The 17,360-nt window shown below is 56.2% G+C and carries 16 protein-coding genes, 1 tRNA gene, 3 other RNA genes and 1 riboswitch; of the genes, 12 read left to right on the top strand and 8 right to left on the bottom strand.

Going from position 1 to position 17,360, the window contains the following annotated elements; genetic code table 11:
- The first annotated feature begins 8 nt into the window (after positions 1-8).
- From rsxD to nth, 6 genes are all read left to right on the top strand, one after another.
- Complete coding sequence (rsxD, locus tag CLV83_RS02555) at positions 9-1,067, top strand: electron transport complex subunit RsxD (RefSeq protein WP_132287066.1); 1,059 nt, start codon at positions 9-11, stop codon at positions 1,065-1,067.
- Positions 1,064-1,720: an electron transport complex subunit RsxG gene (gene rsxG / locus CLV83_RS02550; RefSeq protein WP_132287063.1), complete on the top strand. Its 657-nt coding sequence runs from the start codon at positions 1,064-1,066 to the stop codon at positions 1,718-1,720. Before rsxD ends, rsxG begins: the two co-directional genes overlap by 4 nt.
- The gene (locus CLV83_RS02545) at positions 1,717-2,424 is read left to right on the top strand and encodes an electron transport complex subunit E (protein WP_132287060.1); all 708 of its coding nucleotides are present in this window, start codon (positions 1,717-1,719) and stop codon (positions 2,422-2,424) included. Before rsxG ends, CLV83_RS02545 begins: the two co-directional genes overlap by 4 nt.
- A gap of 136 nt (positions 2,425-2,560) precedes the next feature.
- Positions 2,561-3,568 (top strand): response regulator, encoded by a 1,008-nt coding sequence (locus CLV83_RS02540; RefSeq protein ID WP_243642258.1) that lies wholly within the window; start codon positions 2,561-2,563, stop codon positions 3,566-3,568.
- Positions 3,568-4,527, top strand: a complete 960-nt coding sequence (locus CLV83_RS02535; RefSeq protein WP_132287057.1) for a sensor domain-containing diguanylate cyclase — start codon at positions 3,568-3,570, stop codon at positions 4,525-4,527. The genes CLV83_RS02540 and CLV83_RS02535 overlap by 1 nt, the downstream gene beginning before the upstream one ends.
- A 26-nt stretch (positions 4,528-4,553) precedes the next feature.
- On the top strand, positions 4,554-5,192 hold the full coding sequence (gene nth, locus CLV83_RS02530; RefSeq protein ID WP_132287054.1) for an endonuclease III: 639 nt from the start codon (positions 4,554-4,556) through the stop codon (positions 5,190-5,192).
- 655 nt (positions 5,193-5,847) lie between these two features.
- On the opposite strand, the gene yfaE is transcribed toward nth, so the two are convergent.
- The 3 genes from yfaE to nrdA all read right to left on the bottom strand — a co-directional run bounded on the left by yfaE (position 5,848) and on the right by nrdA (position 9,610).
- Positions 5,848-6,114 carry a class I ribonucleotide reductase maintenance protein YfaE gene (gene yfaE, locus CLV83_RS02525; RefSeq protein WP_104002656.1) on the bottom strand — a complete coding sequence of 89 codons (267 nt, stop codon included), beginning with the start codon at positions 6,112-6,114 and terminating at the stop codon, positions 5,848-5,850.
- Between the two features lie 12 nt (positions 6,115-6,126).
- Positions 6,127-7,257 (bottom strand): class Ia ribonucleoside-diphosphate reductase subunit beta, encoded by a 1,131-nt coding sequence (gene nrdB, locus CLV83_RS02520; protein WP_132287051.1) that lies wholly within the window; start codon positions 7,255-7,257, stop codon positions 6,127-6,129.
- A gap of 88 nt (positions 7,258-7,345) precedes the next feature.
- A complete protein-coding gene (gene nrdA, locus CLV83_RS02515; RefSeq protein ID WP_132287048.1) occupies positions 7,346-9,610 on the bottom strand; it encodes a class 1a ribonucleoside-diphosphate reductase subunit alpha in 2,265 nt (754 codons plus the stop codon).
- A 407-nt stretch (positions 9,611-10,017) separates the two neighbouring features.
- Between nrdA and CLV83_RS02510 the strand changes: the two genes are divergently transcribed.
- The 4 genes from CLV83_RS02510 to CLV83_RS02495 all read left to right on the top strand — a co-directional run bounded on the left by CLV83_RS02510 (position 10,018) and on the right by CLV83_RS02495 (position 10,630).
- Positions 10,018-10,101, top strand: a tRNA-Tyr gene (locus CLV83_RS02510).
- A 46-nt stretch (positions 10,102-10,147) separates the two neighbouring features.
- Positions 10,148-10,270, top strand: a non-coding RNA gene (locus tag CLV83_RS02505) — RtT sRNA.
- A 46-nt stretch (positions 10,271-10,316) separates the two neighbouring features.
- Positions 10,317-10,450, top strand: a non-coding RNA gene (locus tag CLV83_RS02500) — RtT sRNA.
- Positions 10,451-10,496: 46 nt separating this feature from the next.
- Positions 10,497-10,630: non-coding RNA, RtT sRNA (locus CLV83_RS02495), on the top strand.
- A 158-nt stretch (positions 10,631-10,788) separates the two neighbouring features.
- Here CLV83_RS02495 and CLV83_RS02490 read toward each other — a convergent pair.
- The 5 genes from CLV83_RS02490 to purE form a co-directional block, all read right to left on the bottom strand.
- Positions 10,789-12,144 carry a DegQ family serine endoprotease gene (locus CLV83_RS02490; RefSeq protein WP_243642257.1) on the bottom strand — a complete coding sequence of 452 codons (1,356 nt, stop codon included), beginning with the start codon at positions 12,142-12,144 and terminating at the stop codon, positions 10,789-10,791.
- 63 nt (positions 12,145-12,207) lie between these two features.
- The gene (locus tag CLV83_RS02485) at positions 12,208-12,528 is read right to left on the bottom strand and encodes an HPF/RaiA family ribosome-associated protein (protein ID WP_132287042.1); all 321 of its coding nucleotides are present in this window, start codon (positions 12,526-12,528) and stop codon (positions 12,208-12,210) included.
- A gap of 466 nt (positions 12,529-12,994) precedes the next feature.
- Positions 12,995-13,558, bottom strand: a complete 564-nt coding sequence (locus CLV83_RS02480) for a TMEM165/GDT1 family protein (RefSeq protein ID WP_132287039.1) — start codon at positions 13,556-13,558, stop codon at positions 12,995-12,997.
- Between the two features lie 14 nt (positions 13,559-13,572).
- Positions 13,573-13,756: riboswitch (yybP-ykoY riboswitch) on the bottom strand.
- A gap of 79 nt (positions 13,757-13,835) precedes the next feature.
- Entirely contained in the window at positions 13,836-14,897 is a 1,062-nt protein-coding gene (purK, locus tag CLV83_RS02475) for a 5-(carboxyamino)imidazole ribonucleotide synthase (RefSeq protein WP_207894689.1), read from the bottom strand.
- Positions 14,898-14,915: 18 nt separating this feature from the next.
- Complete coding sequence (purE, locus tag CLV83_RS02470; RefSeq protein WP_132287036.1) at positions 14,916-15,404, bottom strand: 5-(carboxyamino)imidazole ribonucleotide mutase; 489 nt, start codon at positions 15,402-15,404, stop codon at positions 14,916-14,918.
- A gap of 386 nt (positions 15,405-15,790) precedes the next feature.
- Here purE and CLV83_RS02465 point away from each other — a divergent pair, with 386 nt between their 5' ends.
- Both CLV83_RS02465 and CLV83_RS02460 read left to right on the top strand, forming a co-directional pair.
- Positions 15,791-16,591: a hypothetical protein gene (locus CLV83_RS02465; protein ID WP_132287033.1), complete on the top strand. Its 801-nt coding sequence runs from the start codon at positions 15,791-15,793 to the stop codon at positions 16,589-16,591.
- On the top strand, positions 16,584-17,351 hold the full coding sequence (locus CLV83_RS02460; RefSeq protein WP_132287030.1) for an ABC transporter ATP-binding protein: 768 nt from the start codon (positions 16,584-16,586) through the stop codon (positions 17,349-17,351). Before CLV83_RS02465 ends, CLV83_RS02460 begins: the two co-directional genes overlap by 8 nt.
- Positions 17,352-17,360: the final 9 nt, after the last annotated feature.

The raw sequence follows: 17,360 nt of genomic DNA, 5'->3' as shown, positions 1-17,360 counted from the left end.
TCTGACCGATGGCACTGATACACCTGAGTTCGCCTCACGTATCCAAAGCCAACAGCACCGCCAATGTAATGCGCCTGGTGCTGCTGGCCACCCTGCCCGGCATCCTTGCGATGACGGTATTTTTCGGCTGGGGTACGCTGATCCAGATCGTGCTTGCCTCGGTGCTGGCACTGCTGTTTGAAGCCGCCGTGCTGAAGCTGCGCAAACGCCCCGTGGGCTTTTTCCTGTCGGATGGCAGTGCGCTGGTCACCGCCGTACTGGTGGCCGTGGCGATTCCGCCCTTCTCCGCCTGGTGGGTGACAGCGACCGGCATATTCTTCGCCATCGTTATCGCCAAGCAGCTCTATGGCGGGCTGGGCAACAACCCGTTCAACCCGGCCATGGTGGCCTATGCACTGCTGCTGGTCTCCTTCCCTGTAGAGATGACCCGCTGGACCGCACCGATCACCCAGAACGGCGAAGGCTGGCATGTAGCCGGCTTCCTCGACACCCTGCAGGTGATCTTTGGCAGCGTGGAACAGCAGTGGTACGACTCCTTCACCGGCGCCACACCACTGGATGTGCTCAAGCACCGTGCCGGCCTCACCACCGAAGAGCTCTGGCGCCAGTCGGACGTGCTGGTGAACGGTGTCGCGGCCTGGTACGCCATCAGTGCGGCCTGGTTCATGGGTGGTATTTTCCTGCTATCACGCAAGATCTTCACCTGGCATGCTCCGCTGTCGATGCTGATCGCGCTGTTCCTGATGGCGAGCATGTTCTACGGTTTCGATCCGGATAACTACGTCAGCCCAATCGTACATCTGGGCGTGGGCGCCACCATGCTGGGTGCATTTTTTATCGTCACCGACCCGGTATCGTCCGCCACCAGCAACCGCGGCAAGATCATCTACGGCGCACTGATCGGCGTGATGATCTATATCATCCGCACCTGGGGCAACTATCCCGACGCAGTGGCATTCTCGGTGCTACTGATGAACCTCTGCGCGCCCTTTATCGACCAGTACACTCAGCCGCGTACCTACGGCCATAAGAAGGCAAACCGCGGCACGAAAGGAAAGAGCCAATGAATACAGAGATGTTTGCCGCCCTGCGTCGCAGCACTCTGGGTATCGCCGTATTCGCGGTAGTCACCGCTGGCGTTATTGCGGTCACCCAGGTGGCCACCAGCGACCGCATTGCCGCCAATATTGCGCAGGCGGAAGCCCGTGCCCTGTACGAGATCGTGCCGCGCTCCGTCGATGACCAGCTGCACGAGCACCGCATCCCGTTCGACGCACCGGAACTGGACCTGGCACAGCCGCGCGAAGCCTGGCAGGCGATCGTTGATGGCGAGGTACAGACCGTGATCATGCCGGTGGTCGCACCGGACGGCTACAGCGGTGATATCCATCTGCTGGTGGGCATAAACCGCGACGATACAGTGGCTGGCGTACGCGTACTGTCGCACAAGGAAACACCGGGACTCGGCGACAAGATCGAACCCTCCAAGTCAAACTGGCTGGACGACTTTGTCGGCAAGACCCAGACCGGACCCGGCGACGACAGCTGGGCGGTACAGAAAGATGGCGGTCAGTTTGACCAGTTCACCGGCGCGACCATCACGCCACGGGCGGTGGTCAATGCCACCGGACGCGCCATCCAATACTTTCGTGCCCACAAGGCACGCCTGCTCACACCGGCTACCGAATCTGCCGGACAACAAGGGAGCAATGCATCATGAGCGTCGATTATCGCAAGATCACCCTGAACGGCCTCTGGCACAACAACCCGGCACTGGTACAGCTGCTCGGTCTCTGCCCGCTGCTCGCAGTCACCAGCTCGGTGGTTAACGCCATCGGCCTGGGCGTGGCCAGCACCCTGGTACTGACCAGCTCTAACCTCACGGTATCACTGTTCCGACGCCTGGTACCGGAAACGGTTCGTCTGCCGATTTTTGTTATGATCATCGCCTCGTTCGTGACCGCTATCGAACTGCTAATGCAGGCATTCACCTACGAGCTGTACCTGATTCTGGGGATTTTTATCCCACTGATCGTGACTAACTGCGTGATCATGGGTCGTGCCGACGCCTTCGCCGCCAAAAACCCGGTATCGGCCTCGGTGGTCGACGGGTTTATGATGAGCACCGGTTTTACCTGCGTGCTGGTGCTGCTGGGTGCTATTCGCGAAGTCCTTGGCACCGGCGCTATCTTCTCCAACATGCACCTGCTGTTTGGTGAAAGCGCTCGCAACTGGACTATCACCCTGGCGGACAACTACGACGGCTTCCTGTTTGCGATTCTGCCGCCCGGCGCCTTCGTCGGCCTGGGTCTGCTGATCGCACTGAAGAACGTGATTGATGCGCGGGCGGAAAAGCGCCGCAAGCAGATCCCGCTGGTCGATGCATCAGAATCTGGCAGTAAACGTGTCCGAGTAACGGGCTAACGGTTGACCACAGGACCAGAATCGATTCAAATGCCTACAGCATTCCAATAGCGTCTCAAGGAAGTGACATTTAAAGCACAGTCACAGAGACGCTAACTAACCGGTTTTACGGCCATGCACACCCTAAGGAGTCCCGGTGAGCGCCCCGATACCTGTAGTAATCTGTGATGATTCCCCGCTGGCGCGCAAACAGATGGGCCGCTCGCTTGCGGAGTGGAATCTGAGTGTCACCGAGGCATCTCATGGCCTGGAGGCAATAGAGGCTGCCCGCGCCGGCAAGGCCCACCTGCTGTTCCTCGACCTGAACATGCCGATCATGGATGGTTACCAGACCCTGGAGCGTATCCGCGCCCAGGACCTGCCCTGCATCGTCATTGTCGTCTCCGGTGATATCCAGCCCCAAGCCCGGAAAAGAGTTCTAGACCTCGGCGCTATCGGCTTTATTCGCAAGCCGATCGACAAAGATGCGGTGCGCGAAGCTCTCGCCTCCTACGGTATTTTGGACGAACTAGAACCCTCCCATAAAGAGCTTTCGGCACTTCCCACTTCAGGCTTTGACCAATCCCTCCAGCTTCAGGACTACTACCAGGAGCTCTCCAACATCGCCCTGGGCTCTGCAGCTGAGCGGCTCGCGCAGTTACTTGGGGTTTTCGTGCAGCTTCCAGTACCCCGCGTCCGCCTGATTGAGGGCGAGGAAATCTCCGCCCTGCTGGAGCAGGTACGGATCGAGAGCGGTAGCGCTGATACACTCTGCCAGGGATTTCTCGGCGCCGGGATTGCCGGAGAAGCGATGCTCGTGTTCGACCAGCACAGCCTCGAGGACATGGCCAAATTGATGCAGCTCGACGGCGACATGACACCACAGCTCAAACGCGAGCTGTTGATGGATATCGCCAATGTTCTGATCAGCGCCTACCTGGGCGCACTGGGCGACCAGATCCAGGTCCACTTCAGCCAGGGACCGCCCGTTATTCTAGGCTCACACTGCGATCTCCCGCCCTCTGCCGAGCTCGAACGTTGGCAGCAAACTCTGACCATTGAGTTGGGCTACCGGGTTGAAGGCTACGATATCAGCTGCAACCTGTTGCTGCTGTTTACCGAAGATTCCCTTGCGGCACTCCACGAACGGACCAAGCACCTCTAATGAGCGATCCACGTAACGCTTCCGCAATCGATAAGTTTCACTGGCATACAGAGCTGCTGCAAAACCTGGATGTAGGACTGGTAGTACTCGACCGTGACTACCGGGTTCAACTCTGGAACCGTTTCATGGTCAACCACTCGGGGATGGATGAGTCTGGCGTACTGACTCAGTCAATTTTTTCACTGTTCGCCGAGCTACCGGAAAAATGGCTGAAAGGTAAGATGCAGTCGGTTTTCATGCTGCGCAACCGGTCGTTTATCACCTGGCAGGAGCGCACCTGCCTGTTCAACTTCAAACCCGACCGCCCGTTCACCGGTAAGACCAAGCAGATGTATCAGAATGTGACACTGATACCGCTGACCAACCCGGAAGGAACGGTCACCCATATCGGCATCATTATTTACGATATGACCGATGCAGCGATCAGCCACCAACGCCTGGCCAAGGCAAACGAAGAGCTGCAGAGCCTCAGCCGCACCGATCGCCTGACCGGGCTGAACAACCGCGGCTACTGGGAAGAGTGCCTGGAGCGCGAATACAACCGTTTTCTGCGTAGCGGCCAGCCCAGCTGCCTGATCATGCTGGACATAGATCACTTCAAAAAGATCAACGACACCTATGGCCACCCTGCGGGCGATAAAGCGATCAGGGCGCTTTCCAGCCTGATTCAGAACCATATTCGCTCCACCGACATAGCCGGGCGATACGGCGGCGAAGAGTTCGCCATCCTGCTCCCAGACACGGCCGACTACCAGGCGGAAGTGCTCGCAGAGCGGCTGCGGCTCGCCGTACAGGCTCTGGAGATCGTGTACCGCGAACAAAGCTTTGTCTTTACCATCAGTCTCGGCATTGCACAGGCCTCAGCGGATGATTCAGACCACGACCATTGGCTAAGGCGGGCTGATCAGGCACTCTATCAGTCCAAACTTCAGGGTCGCGACCAAACCACCCTGCTCTAACCTTTCGCCATAGCCAGTAACGTTAGATGAACGCCGAAAAACGCTATCAGATATTTTCCCGCCTGCGGGACGCCAACCCGAACCCAACCACAGAACTCGCCTACAGCACCCCATTTGAGCTGCTGGTGGCAGTTACTCTCTCGGCCCAGGCTACCGACGTGGGCGTGAATAAAGCCACAGCCAAGCTCTTCCCCGTGGCTAATACGCCCCAGACGATCCTCGATCTGGGTGTTGACGGCCTCAAGTCCTACATCAAGACCATCGGCCTGTTTAACAGCAAAGCGGAAAACGTCATCAAAACCTGCCGCATCCTGCTGGAGGAGCACGGCGGAGAAGTACCGGAAACCCGAGAGGCTCTGGAGAAACTACCCGGTGTCGGCCGCAAAACCGCCAACGTGGTCCTCAACACCGCTTTTGGACAGCCGACCATGGCCGTGGATACGCATATATTCCGCGTCTCCAACCGTACCCGCATCGCGCCCGGCAAGACTGTACTGGAGGTGGAAAAGAAGCTGCTGCGGTTTGTCCCCAAGGAATTTCTGCACGACGCCCATCACTGGCTGATTCTGCATGGCCGCTACGTCTGCACGGCACGCAAGCCACGCTGCGGGGCATGCACCATCGAAGATCTGTGTGAATTCAAAGAGAAGAGTGAATACGCCTGATTGAAGCGGTGAGTTATACCCAGATACTGTGGATAAAACTGTGAGCAACCACTGATAAAACAGCCTCAGCAGGCATGCCTGCTGGCTTTTTTACAAAATGGTTTTTTATTGAACAGGCTACTTTAAGCCATTGATTTAGATAAATAAAACACAAATAAAATATAAAAATCAAGGCTTGACACGAACTATTTATCAAGTTGTTTCACAGCAGTGGATAAACACCACCCCCGCCCACCGAAGCGCACTAGAGCAGAACCTCAGCGCATCCATAACGGTGCAGCCAAACCCGAGCCCTCAAAACCTGCCAGAAACAGGGTCATAAAGGCCCTGTTTTAGTGATTTCCAGCGCACAGAAATGAAGCTCTATGTTACTCACAGATTCTGTTGATAGATTGGTGGACAAATTCTGGAGAGATGACGCCAGCCAGCATGGTTACTGCACTTCAGCAGATTGCAGAAAAATAGACCAAAAAACTATAACCCTTTATTTTCAATAAGTTATGAAATAAAAGATAGATCCAGAGGGCTTATTAAAATTCACTCACAGCACTCCCGCCTGAGACCAGGTGCTTGTGAAAAAGTCAACGACCTGACAACCAAACAGGAGCAATCAGCCGGGGAAAAAAGAAGGTGGTGACCGGGATCAAAGCCCGACTCAGGAGTCGGGCATTTCGATCTCGATATGCGTTGCCGGGCGACAACAGCAGGTGAGGATTTCATCATCGTCCAGATCAACAAGACTGTCCTGGACATATTCCACTTCGCCATCGATCAGGCGCACCTTACAACAGCCGCAGTAACCACCGCGGCAGTTGTAAGGCGCCGGAATCTCCTGGGCTTCCAGCGCATCCAGCAGAGAAAACTCGTACTGGTAAAAGAAGGTGTGGAAATTACTGACCTTTATTCGCGGGATACCAGACATGGGAACCGGCCTTTACAGATCGAAACCATCAAAGTCGTCGGAGTCGACATCGTTGTCGATCTGACCCACCAGATAAGAACTGATTTCAGCTTCCTGAGGCGCCACCTGGACGTTGTCACTGATCAACCAGGCGTTCATCCAGGGCAGCGGATTCTGGCGCGGCTCAAAGGCCTCTTTCAGCCCCAGCGCCTTCATACGCACATTGGTAATGTACTCCACGTAATCACCAAGGATACGAGCGTTCAGACCGATCATGGAGCCTTCGCTGAACAGGTACTCTGCCCAGTCCTTCTCCTGCTGCGCCGCTTCCTTGAAGATACGGTAAACGTCATCTTCACACTCTGCCGCGATCTGCTTGAAGTCCGGGTCATCATTACCTGACTTCATCAGATTCAGAATATGCTGGGTGCCGGTCAGATGCAGAGCCTCGTCCCGCGCGATCAAGCGAATGATCTTGGCGTTACCCTCCATGATCGCACGCTCAGCAAACGCAAAGGAGCAGGCAAAGCTGACGTAGAAGCGGATCGCTTCCAGCACGTTTACCGACACCATGGTCAGGTAGAGCGCGCGTTTGAGGTTATACAGCGAAGTATCAACCTTGCGCCCATCCACATCGTGAATACCTTCACCGTGCACGGTGTAAAGATTGGTCAGCTCTATCAGCTCGTCGTAGAGCTTGGTCACTGACTCCGCACGGCGGATGATCATTTCATTCGTCACGATCTCGTCAAACACCGAGGACGGCTCGTTGACGATGTTGCGAATAATGTGGGTGTAGGAGCGGCTGTGAATCGTCTCACTGAACGCCCAGGTCTCGAACCAGGTTTCCAGCTCCGGCAGAGAGACGATCGGCAGAAACGCCACGTTCGGCGAGCGCCCCTGCACCGAATCCAGCAGCGTCTGATACTTCAGGTTGCTCAGGAAGATGTGCTTCTCATGCTCAGGCATCTTCTGAAAGTCCTTACGGTCGGTACTCAGATCGACCTCTTCCGGACGCCAGAAGAAAGACAGCTGCTTCTCGATCAGCTTTTCGAAGATGGGGTATTTCTGCTTGTCGTAACGGGCGACGTTAACACTACGACCAAAAAACATCGGCTCACGAGTCGCATCGTGATCGCTATGACTGAAAGTTGAGTAGGCCATTCAATCTATCCTGAATGCAATAGCGAAATAGGCTCCTCCCGCAAGCGCGGGAGGAGATAAATAGGTTTCTACGTGACGGAAGCGGCAGTTACAGCTTGCAGGCGCCACCTTCACACCCGATATCGTCGTGCGAGTCTTTCGCGCCGTCGCGGGTGTTATGGTAGTAGAGAGTCTTCACGCCGTACTTGTAAGCGGTCAGCAGGTCTTTCAGCAGCTGCTTCATCGGCACCTTCTCACCCGTGAACTTGGTCGGGTCGTAGTTGGTGTTGGCCGAGATCGACTGATCGACGAACTTCTGCATGATACCTACCAGCTGCAGGTAACCATCGTTGTTCGGAATTGACCAGAGCAGCTCATAGTCGTCCTTGAGCTCCAGATACTCTGGCACCACCTGCTTCATGATGCCGTCCTTGCTGGACTTCACCGATACGAAACCGCGCGGCGGCTCGATACCGTTGGTGGAGTTGGTGATCTGCGAGGAGGTTTCGCAGGGCATCAGCGCCGTCAGGGTGCTGTTGCGCAGACCGAACTCACGGATATCTTCGCGCAGGGTTTCCCAGAAATAATGCAGCGGCTCTTCGCAGAAGCTGTCCACGTCACGCTTGTAGGTGTCGATCGGCAACAGACCCTGAGCGTAGGTCGTTTCATTGAATTTCGGGCAAGGACCCTTCTCTTTCGCCAGCTGGTTGGAAGCCTTCAGCAGGTAGTACTGAATCGCTTCGAAGGTGCGATGCACCAGACCGTTGGCAGAGCCATCGGAGTAGCGCACACCATGCTTGGCCAGGTAGTAGGCAAAGTTGGTCACGCCCACGCCCAGGGTGCGACGACCCATGGTGGCGTTATAGGCGGCCGGCACCGGATAGTCCTGGTAATCCAACAGACTGTCGAGCGCGCGCACGATTAGATCGGAGAGGTTTTCCAGCTCATCCAGATTTGCCAGTGCGCCCAGGTTAAAGGCAGACAGAGTGCAGAGCGCGATCTCACCTTCGGGATCGTTCACATCCTTCAACGGCTTGGTCGGCAGCGCGATCTCGAGACAGAGGTTGGACTGCTTCACCGGCGCCACTTTCGGGTCGAACGGGCTGTGGGTGTTGCAGTGGTCCACGTTCTGCACGTAGATACGACCAGTAGAGGCACGCTCAGAAGCCATCAGACCGAACAGCTCAACCGCCTTGATGGTCTTCTTGCGGATGCTCGGATCCTGTTCGTACTGCACGTACAGGCGCTCGAACTCTTCCTGATCAGCAAAGAATGCGTCGTACAGGCCCGGCACGTCGTGCGGGCTAAACAGAGTGATGTTTTCGCCCTTGATCATGCGGGTGTACATCAGCTTGTTGATCTGCACACCGTAATCGATGTGACGAACACGGTTCTCTTCAACACCACGGTTGTTCTTCAGCACCAGCAGAGATTCAACTTCCAGGTGCCAGATCGGGTAGAACAGCGTCGCTGCACCACCGCGCACACCGCCCTGGGAGCAGGACTTAACCGCGGTCTGGAAATGTTTGTAGAACGGGATGCAACCGGTGTGGAACGCTTCACCGTTACGGATCGGGCTGCCCAGAGCACGGATGCGGCCAGCATTAATACCGATACCGGCGCGCTGCGATACGTATTTGACGATCGCCGCCGCAGTGGCGTTGATGGAATCCAGGCTGTCATCAGTTTCGATCAGTACGCAGGAGCTGAACTGACGGGTGGGCGTACGCACGCCAGCCATGATCGGGGTCGGCAGAGACAGCTTGAATTCAGAGGTCGCGTCATAGAAGCGTTTGACGTAATCAAGACGACTTTCTTTGTCATAGCCGGAGAACAGGCACGCAGATACCAGCATGTAGAGCAGCTGCGGGCTTTCATAGACATCACCTGACACACGGTTCTGCACCAGGTACTTGCCTTCAAGCTGCTTAACTGCCGCGTAGCTGAAGTTCATGTCGCGGCCGTGCTCGAGGTAGTCGTTGAGTTCATCGAACTCTTCACGCGTGTAATCGGTCAGCAGATGCTGGTCGTAACGCTTGTCTTCCACCAGTTTAACCACGTGGTCATACAGGTGCGGCGGTTCAAAGGTGCCGAACGCGCGCTTACGCAGATGGAAAATCGCCAGGCGTGCAGCCAGATACTGATAGTCCGGCGCCTCTTCGGAGATAAGGTCCGCCGCAGACTTGATCAGCGTTTCATGGATATCGGAGGTCTTGATGCCATCGTAGAACTGAAGGTGAGCCTTGAGCTCAACCTGAGAAACCGAAACATTTTCCAACCCTTCAGCGGCCCAGATAATGACCCGGTGAATCTTCTCAAGATCGATCGATTCACGCCGCCCGTCACGTTTGGTTACCATCAGATCTTGCTGCATCTAGCCCATCCCTCAATACAAAGCCTGGAGAATTCCGCCCGGGTCAGTTCCGTGCTGAAGCCCCGGCAGATGTTGTGTTCTTTGGTACAAATATTGCGAACTGTGAACCTTTGGTTAAAACTTCACCAAAACACAATATCTAGTGTCGCGTTCGCGCATGGGCACTAAATATAGTGCGAAGACGCTTTATTTCAAGAGTTGAAATTGTGCGGTTTTGTCGCTCTCACTACAGCCAAAACGGCGGCAGCCCCAGCGTTACGGGGCCTAAGCGGGTGTGCAGGATACAGAAGAATTTTTTTCATTCCAGCAGGAATTTTTGCGCGCATCATGCATATCAAAAAAATGGCCAAATGCACCCAATGAACACTTTACAGCCCCCGACGAGATCTCTATTATACGCGGCCGCTGGTGGGGTTCCCGAGTGGCCAAAGGGATCAGACTGTAAATCTGACGCGCAAGCTTCGGTGGTTCGAATCCACCCCTCACCACCATTAATTTTCACAACAAAGCCTCGCCTAATCGCGGGGCTTTGTTGTTTCTACGCAAAGCCAAGGGTGGATGAGAAACACCGAAGGTGGTTCGAGCCGAGCGCCGACGGCGCGAGACGACGTCGTGCAACGCACGACGGCCCGAAGGGGAACAATCCACCCCTCACCACCATTGAATTTCACGACAAAGCCTCGCCTAATCGCGAGGCTTTGTTGTTTCTGCGCAAAGCCAAGGGTGGATGAGAATCACCGAAGGTGGTTCGAGCCGAGCGACATAATCGCCAAGAGCGCGCGAGACGACGTCGTGCAACGCACGACGGCCCGAAGGGGAACAATCCACCCCTCACCACCATTGATTTTCACGACAAAGCCTCGCCTAACCGCGGGGCTCTGTTGTATCTACGCAAAACCAAGGATGGATGAGAATCGCCGAAGGTGGTTCGAGCCGAGCGACATAATCGCCAAGAGCGCGCGAGACGACGTCGTGCAACGCACGGCGGCCCGAAGGGGAACAATCCACCCCTCACCACCATTAAATTTCACGACAAAGCCTCGCCTAACCGCGGGGCTTTGTTGTTTCTGCGCCAAGCCAACCATAGCAGCGCGGCTTTCCCACCAAACATGAACTACCAAACATAAAAAAGGGCCACCCTCAAAGGCAGCCCTTGGATCGATCAGCAGAAACCGCGCTTAACGCAGCACCAGGTAGAACACACCACGGCCACGACGAATCTGCAGCAACAGCTTGTCATCGACCCGAGACAGCACCTGATCCAGATCGGCAACGGTATTCACCTTGCTGCGGTTAACGCTCAGAATCACGTCATCGGAGCGCAAGCCCGCCGCAGCGGCGCGAGACTGGGGATCCACATCAGTGATCACCACCCCTTCACCATCTGGAGAGTTGGCCACACCTATGCCCTTAAGCAGCTTATGCAGACGCACATCACCCGACTTGGAGGTGGACTGCCCTACTTTGACATCAACAGTCATCGGATCGCCATCGCGAATAATTTCCAGCTCCACGGCGTTACCGATGCCAGAGAAGGCGATACGGTGACGCAGTTGGCCGGCGTTCGGAGTTTCCTTGCCATCGACGGAAAGGATCACATCACCTGACTTCAGACCAGCCTCTTCTGCCTCGGAGTCTTCCAGCACCTCGGTCACCAGCACACCTTTCTGCCCGTTCTCCAGGTCGAACGCCTCCTGCAGCTCCGGAGTAATATCCTGGATCGCCACGCCGATCTGGCCACGAGTCACTTCGCCGTGATCGAGAATCTGATCAGCCACACGACGCATCATGTTGGTAGGGATCGCAAAACCTATACCCACGTTACCGCCGCCCGGTGCGATGATCGCCGTATTGATACCGATCAGCTCACCATTCAGATTAACCAGCGCGCCACCGGAGTTACCCGGGTTGATGGAAGCATCGGTCTGGATAAAGTTCTCATACCCCTCGATGCCTAGCCCGGTGCGCCCCAAGGCACTGACCACGCCCGTGGTTATCGTCTGGCCGAGCCCAAAGGGGTTACCGATGGCAACGACAAAATCGCCCACATCGAGCTTATCCGAGTTACTGATCGGCAGATCAGTAAGGTCATCCGCTTCGATATGCAGCACAGCGATATCCACTTCCGGATCAGCCCCAACCAGCTTCGCGTCAAAGTTGCGCCCATCTACCAGCGAAACCTCAATCTCATCAGCCCCCTTGATAACGTGGTAGTTGGTCACGATGGTGCCTTCACCAGCATCCACGATCACACCGGAACCCGCACTGGCCTGGCGGCGCTGTTGCTGAGGGCGCGCCTGCTGCTCCGGCACATTAAAGAAGCGCCGGAAAAACGGGTCATTGAGGAGAGGGTTATACACCTTCTGTGTCGAGAAGGTTGCGATGTTCACCACCGCAGGATTCACCTCCTTCAACATCGGTGACAGCGAAGGCAGCTGCTCACCCTGAGAATCACTTATTGGCAGCGCCGCGTTAGCGTTCAACGCCAGCGCCGAACAAAGTGCGAACGCACCTAACCACACTCTTTTTTTCATAACAGATTCCTCAGTCATACCTGCTTCCCTCCTTTAAGTAGGGCCAGGTAAAAACGATTCAAGTCAGCCAGCACGACGCTTACGGTTACGACGATTCAGACTTCCGCTAAGCGCCATATTGAGACGATCAAAGGCATCATCGATGGCCATATCCGGATGCCGTTTGTCGGCACGGATATCCAGATTCTTCTTTTCCTTGCCGCGAAAAGAGATATGGCACTCATAGTTGCAGGCGGGACTACCGTCATAAGCGATGCGGTCGAGCACCACTTCGATACGGCGAGCCTGACTGGTTTTTGATGCAATTCGATCCAAACGACTCTGAATACGCTGCATCGCAGCCGGGTTATCGATACCGTGACGAAAATTCACTGCAGTAATCATCTGACCTCCCTGACACCGGCACGAGAAAACCCTCCTGCCGACAGGACGTTGCTAACATGTAAGTAAAGTTAAAGCGGGGTCAGAACAGTGCAGGAGGGGCGCGAATATGACGGGTTGTTTCTATGCGACCAGCGCAATGCTGGCTAGAGGGAGCCACCCCGATAAAGGGCGTTAAAGGCGCAAGCAACGATACTGCTGCAGGGCAGACAGCATCGCCACTGGCAGGCGTCAGCGCCAGATCAACCAGGGAGGATGAGTCACAGATGGCCAACTGTTGGCTTACGGCTCCATTAGCCGAGCTTTCCTCTACTCCTGCGAGCAGAGAGAAAGTAAGCACAACAAGTGAAACCAGGGCCTTCAAGACTCTTATCCTCCTAGCGGGCCGATCTGGAGCGTATTCCTTTCATAGAGTCACCGGAATCAACAAAGTTCATCCGATCTATATCAAATCTGTTTTATAACTGTTTCATAACTGCGTCAGGGAAGCCACCCCAAGCAACACGAACAGTCCGCAGGCACTCCAGCGGACCCAGTGCAGCGGTATCTTCTGCATCAACCAGCCACCGAACCAGGCCACCGGGACATTGGCGAGCAACATGCCCAGGGTCGTGCCAGCCACTACCGCCAGCAATGCATCTTCGTAGCGTGCCGCGAGAATCACCGTAGCAATCTGGGTTTTGTCACCAATCTCGGCGATAAAGAAGAGAATACAGGTCGCAATGAAAGCACCATATTTGAGAGCACCGCCCTCCTCTTCATCATCCTTGTCCGGTACCAGCACCCAGAGACCCACGGCGATAAAGCTCAAACCGATAATCCAGGGAACCCAGTTTTGCGGGATCCATTCCACAAGCCAGGCGCCAAACCAGGCTGAGATACCATGGTTAACCAGGGTAGAGATCAGAATACCGAGAATAATGGCCATCCGCTGCGCCGGGAAACGAGCAACGAGAAAGAGAGTAAGCAGCTGCGTTTTATCACCGATTTCGGCGATAGCAACCGCAAGAGTAGAAGAGAGAAAAGCTTCCATTGACAGACTTCCAGGCGGGCATAAACCATAAGACACAATCACGCTGGCCCGCCTAGAGCAGCATGCTGTGTCTTAGGTCTCGTCAAACCGCCGGCTACGTACGGTTGTCACTGCCATGAGCATTGAGGCTCAATTATGTTGACAGTGACGCTCACCGGCTGGGAACCGGAAAGCAGACTACTCCCCCAAGAGCGCGGGCAATACTACCAGCCTGCCCCGCACCGAACAAGAGCCGAACAAGTGCAAAGGGCGGACTGGCAAGTATTACTGTAGAGAATCAGAGCTGCTCGAGACTCCAGTCGAACGCGATCCGATCTTCATCGTCCACCAGCTCTTTCAGAGCCTTCAGACTTTCTTCAAGCTGAGCCAGGGTCGGGCGATTGATATTCACATGACCGACCTTGCGTCCCGGACGCAGGGATTTGCCATACCAGTGAACATGCACGCCATCGATACCGAGCCACTCGGTTTTCCAGGTGCGGCCCAGCAGGTTGTACATCACCGATACGCCCTTGATCTCAGGCTTGATCAGCGGCAGCTCCGCCAGCGCCCGCAGATGCAGCTCAAACTGGCTGATAGTCGCGCCTTCCTGGGTCCAGTGACCGGAGTTGTGAACCCGCGGCGCCAGTTCATTGACCAGCAGTTGGCCGTCCACGACAAAGCACTCCATCGCCATAACGCCGATGTAGTTCTGGTCGTCCATGATGCGGCTCAGCCACTCTTCAGCGCTGTCCTGCTGCTCCTGCGGAACATCCAGGCCGGCCACGCTGGCACGCAGGATACCGTTCTCATGCCAGTTGCGGGTCAGCGGATAGAACACCTTCTCGCCCTTGGCGTTACGGGCGCCTACCAGAGACACCTCGTGACTGAACGGGATCATCGCTTCAGCGATGCAGGTTTCCGCCCACTCGGCTTCAACCTCACCACCGCGCTGCCAGCGCCACTGGCCACGACCGTCATAACCGCCACGACGACGTTTAACGACGGCACGCTCACCCAGGCTTTCGAGCTTTTCGGTAAGGCTCGCTTCGCTGTCCAGATCAACCCAGGGAGCGGTCGGCACCTGCAGCTGATCCAGCAGGCTCTTCTGACGCTGACGGTCAATCACCGCGTGCAGCGCAGAGGCGTTACGGAAGTTGGGATGGTTCTTCAACTGCAGACCGGTGACCGTGTCGGGCCAGTGCTCGACCTCGACGGTGATCACATCATCCGCATGCAGGGCGACTTCGATATCCTGGTTGGGCTCAACCGGCATCACCTTCAACTGCATCGGTGCGCCAGCCTGCTGCAGCATCTGGCCCAACTGACCGTTACCGGCCACGACAATTCTTGGCAACATCATTAAACCTGCAATCAGTTAGTCACGGGGATCGGGGTTATCGAGCACGGTCTGGGTCTGCTCTCGGCGCCAGTCACCGATACGCTTGCACAGCTCGGCATCTTCAACCGCCAGCATCTGCGCAGCCATCAGGCCAGCATTGAACGCACCAGCACCGCCTATGGCCAGGGTGCCCACCGGAATACCCCGCGGCATCTGCACGATAGACAGCAGACTGTCTTTACCGCTCAGCGCCTTGCTCTGCACCGGAACACCCAGCACCGGCAACAGCGTTTTGGCGGCGATCATGCCCGGCAGGTGAGCCGCACCGCCGGCACCGGCGATGATGACCTTGAACCCGTTCTCGGCGGCATGTTCGGCAAAGTCGAACATTTTATCCGGCGTACGATGAGCCGAAACGACCTCGGTGTGATAAGCCACGCCCAGGGTATCGAGGATCCCTGCGGCTTCTTCCATGGTCGGCCAGTCCGAGCGCGATCCCATCACGATCGCAACTTTTGCACCCATTTGTGTCTCCTGTCACAACACTATTCGGCAGACGGGCCAGGCCTCGACTGCACGCAAAGGGACAAGCGTTCGGGTCAGGTAATAAGACGCTTGCCAACGAAGGCGGGGGATTATAGCAAGCCATCGCCCGAATAAGGAGGCTTGCAGCAAGATCAGGTCGCAAACGGTTGACCAGACCTTCGCTATAGGAAAGAATAAATGAGAATAATTATCTCTTAGATTATTAGTAGATTCTTATTTGTTGATAAGCGATTGGTTGATAGGCGATTGTCAGCGCAGATCCCGGCTCCATTGGTTCTGTTTGTTGCTAGATAGATCGCTGGATAGATCGCGGAACAAATCGCTGGAATAAGTCATTAGATCATCAGTCGTCAGGGAGGCAAGCAGTGGCAATCGATCAAAAGAGTCTCGGGAGCAAATCCCCCGCTTCCGCCGCAACCACTCTCGACGCCAGCTCTCTGCTCGCTCAGCTTAATACCGAGTATCAACGCTTTCTGCCCGGTCTGACACCGCTATTAAACAAGCAGGACCCAGACGCACGCTGGGTCGGCAGTGCAGACCTGGACAACTGCATCAGCGATCTACTGGTCATCGCCGAACAGCAGAACCCCGAGGCGGGCCCTCACTACTGGCATGCCTACGCCTGGTCGACGCTCAGCTGGCAACCTGCCGTGCTGTCACTGCTTGCCGTGCACCGCTTGCACAGCGAACTTCCACTCGCTGGGCTGGAACAGCAACAGCGCTCCGAGGGCGTTTACGGTTATCGCATTCGTAGCCTGATACCGCCGGCTCCGCCGCAAGGCTCATTAATTGAACGCCAGGCAGGTCTGCTACAGGCCTACCTCGAGCCTATCTTTGCGCGACTCGAATCCAGGGCGTTCAAACGCCGCCTCGGCGAAGGCCTGCTGGCTGACCGTATTCTAGGCTGCCTGCTGCAGTGGCAGCAGGGTCAGGATCTCAATATCACGGAACTGGCCTCGCAGTGGCTGAGCGCGCTGAATCTCGAAAACGCCAGCCGGCTGATGAGTATTCCGCTACAGCAGGATCGGGAAGTGCTCGCACTGGACCGCAAGACCTGCTGCCAGTACTTCCGCTGTCAATCGGCAGAGCCCTGCCCCACCTGTCCACGTATTCCGCGCCAGCGCCGGATCAATCAGTTACGTCAGGAATGGAACACCGATGTATAAGCTCGAAAATATCAGGGTGCGCCACGGCGAGCGTACCGTTCTCGATCTGGATAGCCTCGAGCTCCCCACCGACCGGGTGACGGTTATCCTCGGCCACAACGGCTCCGGCAAGTCGACGATGATGAACCTGCTGGCACAGCAGAACCGCCCCACCGAAGGCCAGATAAGCCTGCATGGCAAAAAGCTGGAAAGCTACGGCGCCAGACAGTTCGCCCGAAGCGCCGCATTTATGCCGCAGCGCCTGCCCGGCACCTCGGGCCTCACGGTTACCGAACTGGTCAAACTGGGCCGCTTCCCCTGGCGCGGCCTGATCGGTCGCTGGCAGCAGGAGGACCAGGTAAGCGTCACCGAGGCGCTGCAAGATACCGATATCAGTCAGTACCGCGACACCCTGGTGGACCAGCTCTCCGGTGGCGAACGTCAGCGCGCCTGGGTTTCGATGCTACTGGCGCAGAACGCTCCGCTGCTGCTGCTCGATGAACCTACCTCAGCCCTGGACCTGTGCCACCAGTATGACCTGCTGGCACTGCTGAAGCGGCTCAACCGTGAACGCCAGCGCGGCGTCATTCTGATCCTGCATGACCTCAACATGGCACTGCGTTTTGCCGATCACATCGTCGGCCTTAAGCAGGGCAAAGTCGCCTTCCAGGGCAGCCCGGCAGAGATTCAGGATGAAGCCGCGCTCAGCGAGCTTTACAGCATCCCCATCCGCCTGCTGCAACACCCGGAACAGGAAGCTCCCGTGGCGGTGATCGCCTGAACCATCTCC

Source organism: Marinobacterium mangrovicola (assembly GCF_004339595.1).
In the GTDB taxonomy this organism is placed as follows: Bacteria; Pseudomonadota; Gammaproteobacteria; order Pseudomonadales; family Balneatricaceae; genus Marinobacterium_D; species Marinobacterium_D mangrovicola.
The sequence above is the reverse complement of the archived record's forward strand: the minus strand, read 5'-3'. Positions and strand labels throughout refer to the sequence as shown.

What these genes read in the sequence shown, in the direction of transcription:
- rsxD (WP_132287066.1), top strand. Translation starts at nt 9, where the DNA reads ATGGCACTGATACACCTGAGTTCGCCTCACGTATCCAAAGCCAACAGC.
- rsxG (WP_132287063.1), top strand. Translation starts at nt 1,064, where the DNA reads ATGAATACAGAGATGTTTGCCGCCCTGCGTCGCAGCACTCTGGGTATC.
- CLV83_RS02545 (WP_132287060.1), top strand. Translation starts at nt 1,717, where the DNA reads ATGAGCGTCGATTATCGCAAGATCACCCTGAACGGCCTCTGGCACAAC.
- CLV83_RS02535 (WP_132287057.1), top strand. Translation starts at nt 3,568, where the DNA reads ATGAGCGATCCACGTAACGCTTCCGCAATCGATAAGTTTCACTGGCAT.
- nth (WP_132287054.1), top strand. Translation starts at nt 4,554, where the DNA reads ATGAACGCCGAAAAACGCTATCAGATATTTTCCCGCCTGCGGGACGCC.
- yfaE (WP_104002656.1), bottom strand. Translation starts at nt 6,114, where the DNA reads ATGTCTGGTATCCCGCGAATAAAGGTCAGTAATTTCCACACCTTCTTT.
- nrdB (WP_132287051.1), bottom strand. Translation starts at nt 7,257, where the DNA reads ATGGCCTACTCAACTTTCAGTCATAGCGATCACGATGCGACTCGTGAG.
- nrdA (WP_132287048.1), bottom strand. Translation starts at nt 9,610, where the DNA reads ATGCAGCAAGATCTGATGGTAACCAAACGTGACGGGCGGCGTGAATCG.
- CLV83_RS02490 (WP_243642257.1), bottom strand. Translation starts at nt 12,144, where the DNA reads ATGAAAAAAAGAGTGTGGTTAGGTGCGTTCGCACTTTGTTCGGCGCTG.
- CLV83_RS02485 (WP_132287042.1), bottom strand. Translation starts at nt 12,528, where the DNA reads ATGATTACTGCAGTGAATTTTCGTCACGGTATCGATAACCCGGCTGCG.
- CLV83_RS02480 (WP_132287039.1), bottom strand. Translation starts at nt 13,558, where the DNA reads ATGGAAGCTTTTCTCTCTTCTACTCTTGCGGTTGCTATCGCCGAAATC.
- purK (WP_207894689.1), bottom strand. Translation starts at nt 14,897, where the DNA reads ATGTTGCCAAGAATTGTCGTGGCCGGTAACGGTCAGTTGGGCCAGATG.
- purE (WP_132287036.1), bottom strand. Translation starts at nt 15,404, where the DNA reads ATGGGTGCAAAAGTTGCGATCGTGATGGGATCGCGCTCGGACTGGCCG.
- CLV83_RS02460 (WP_132287030.1), top strand. Translation starts at nt 16,584, where the DNA reads ATGTATAAGCTCGAAAATATCAGGGTGCGCCACGGCGAGCGTACCGTT.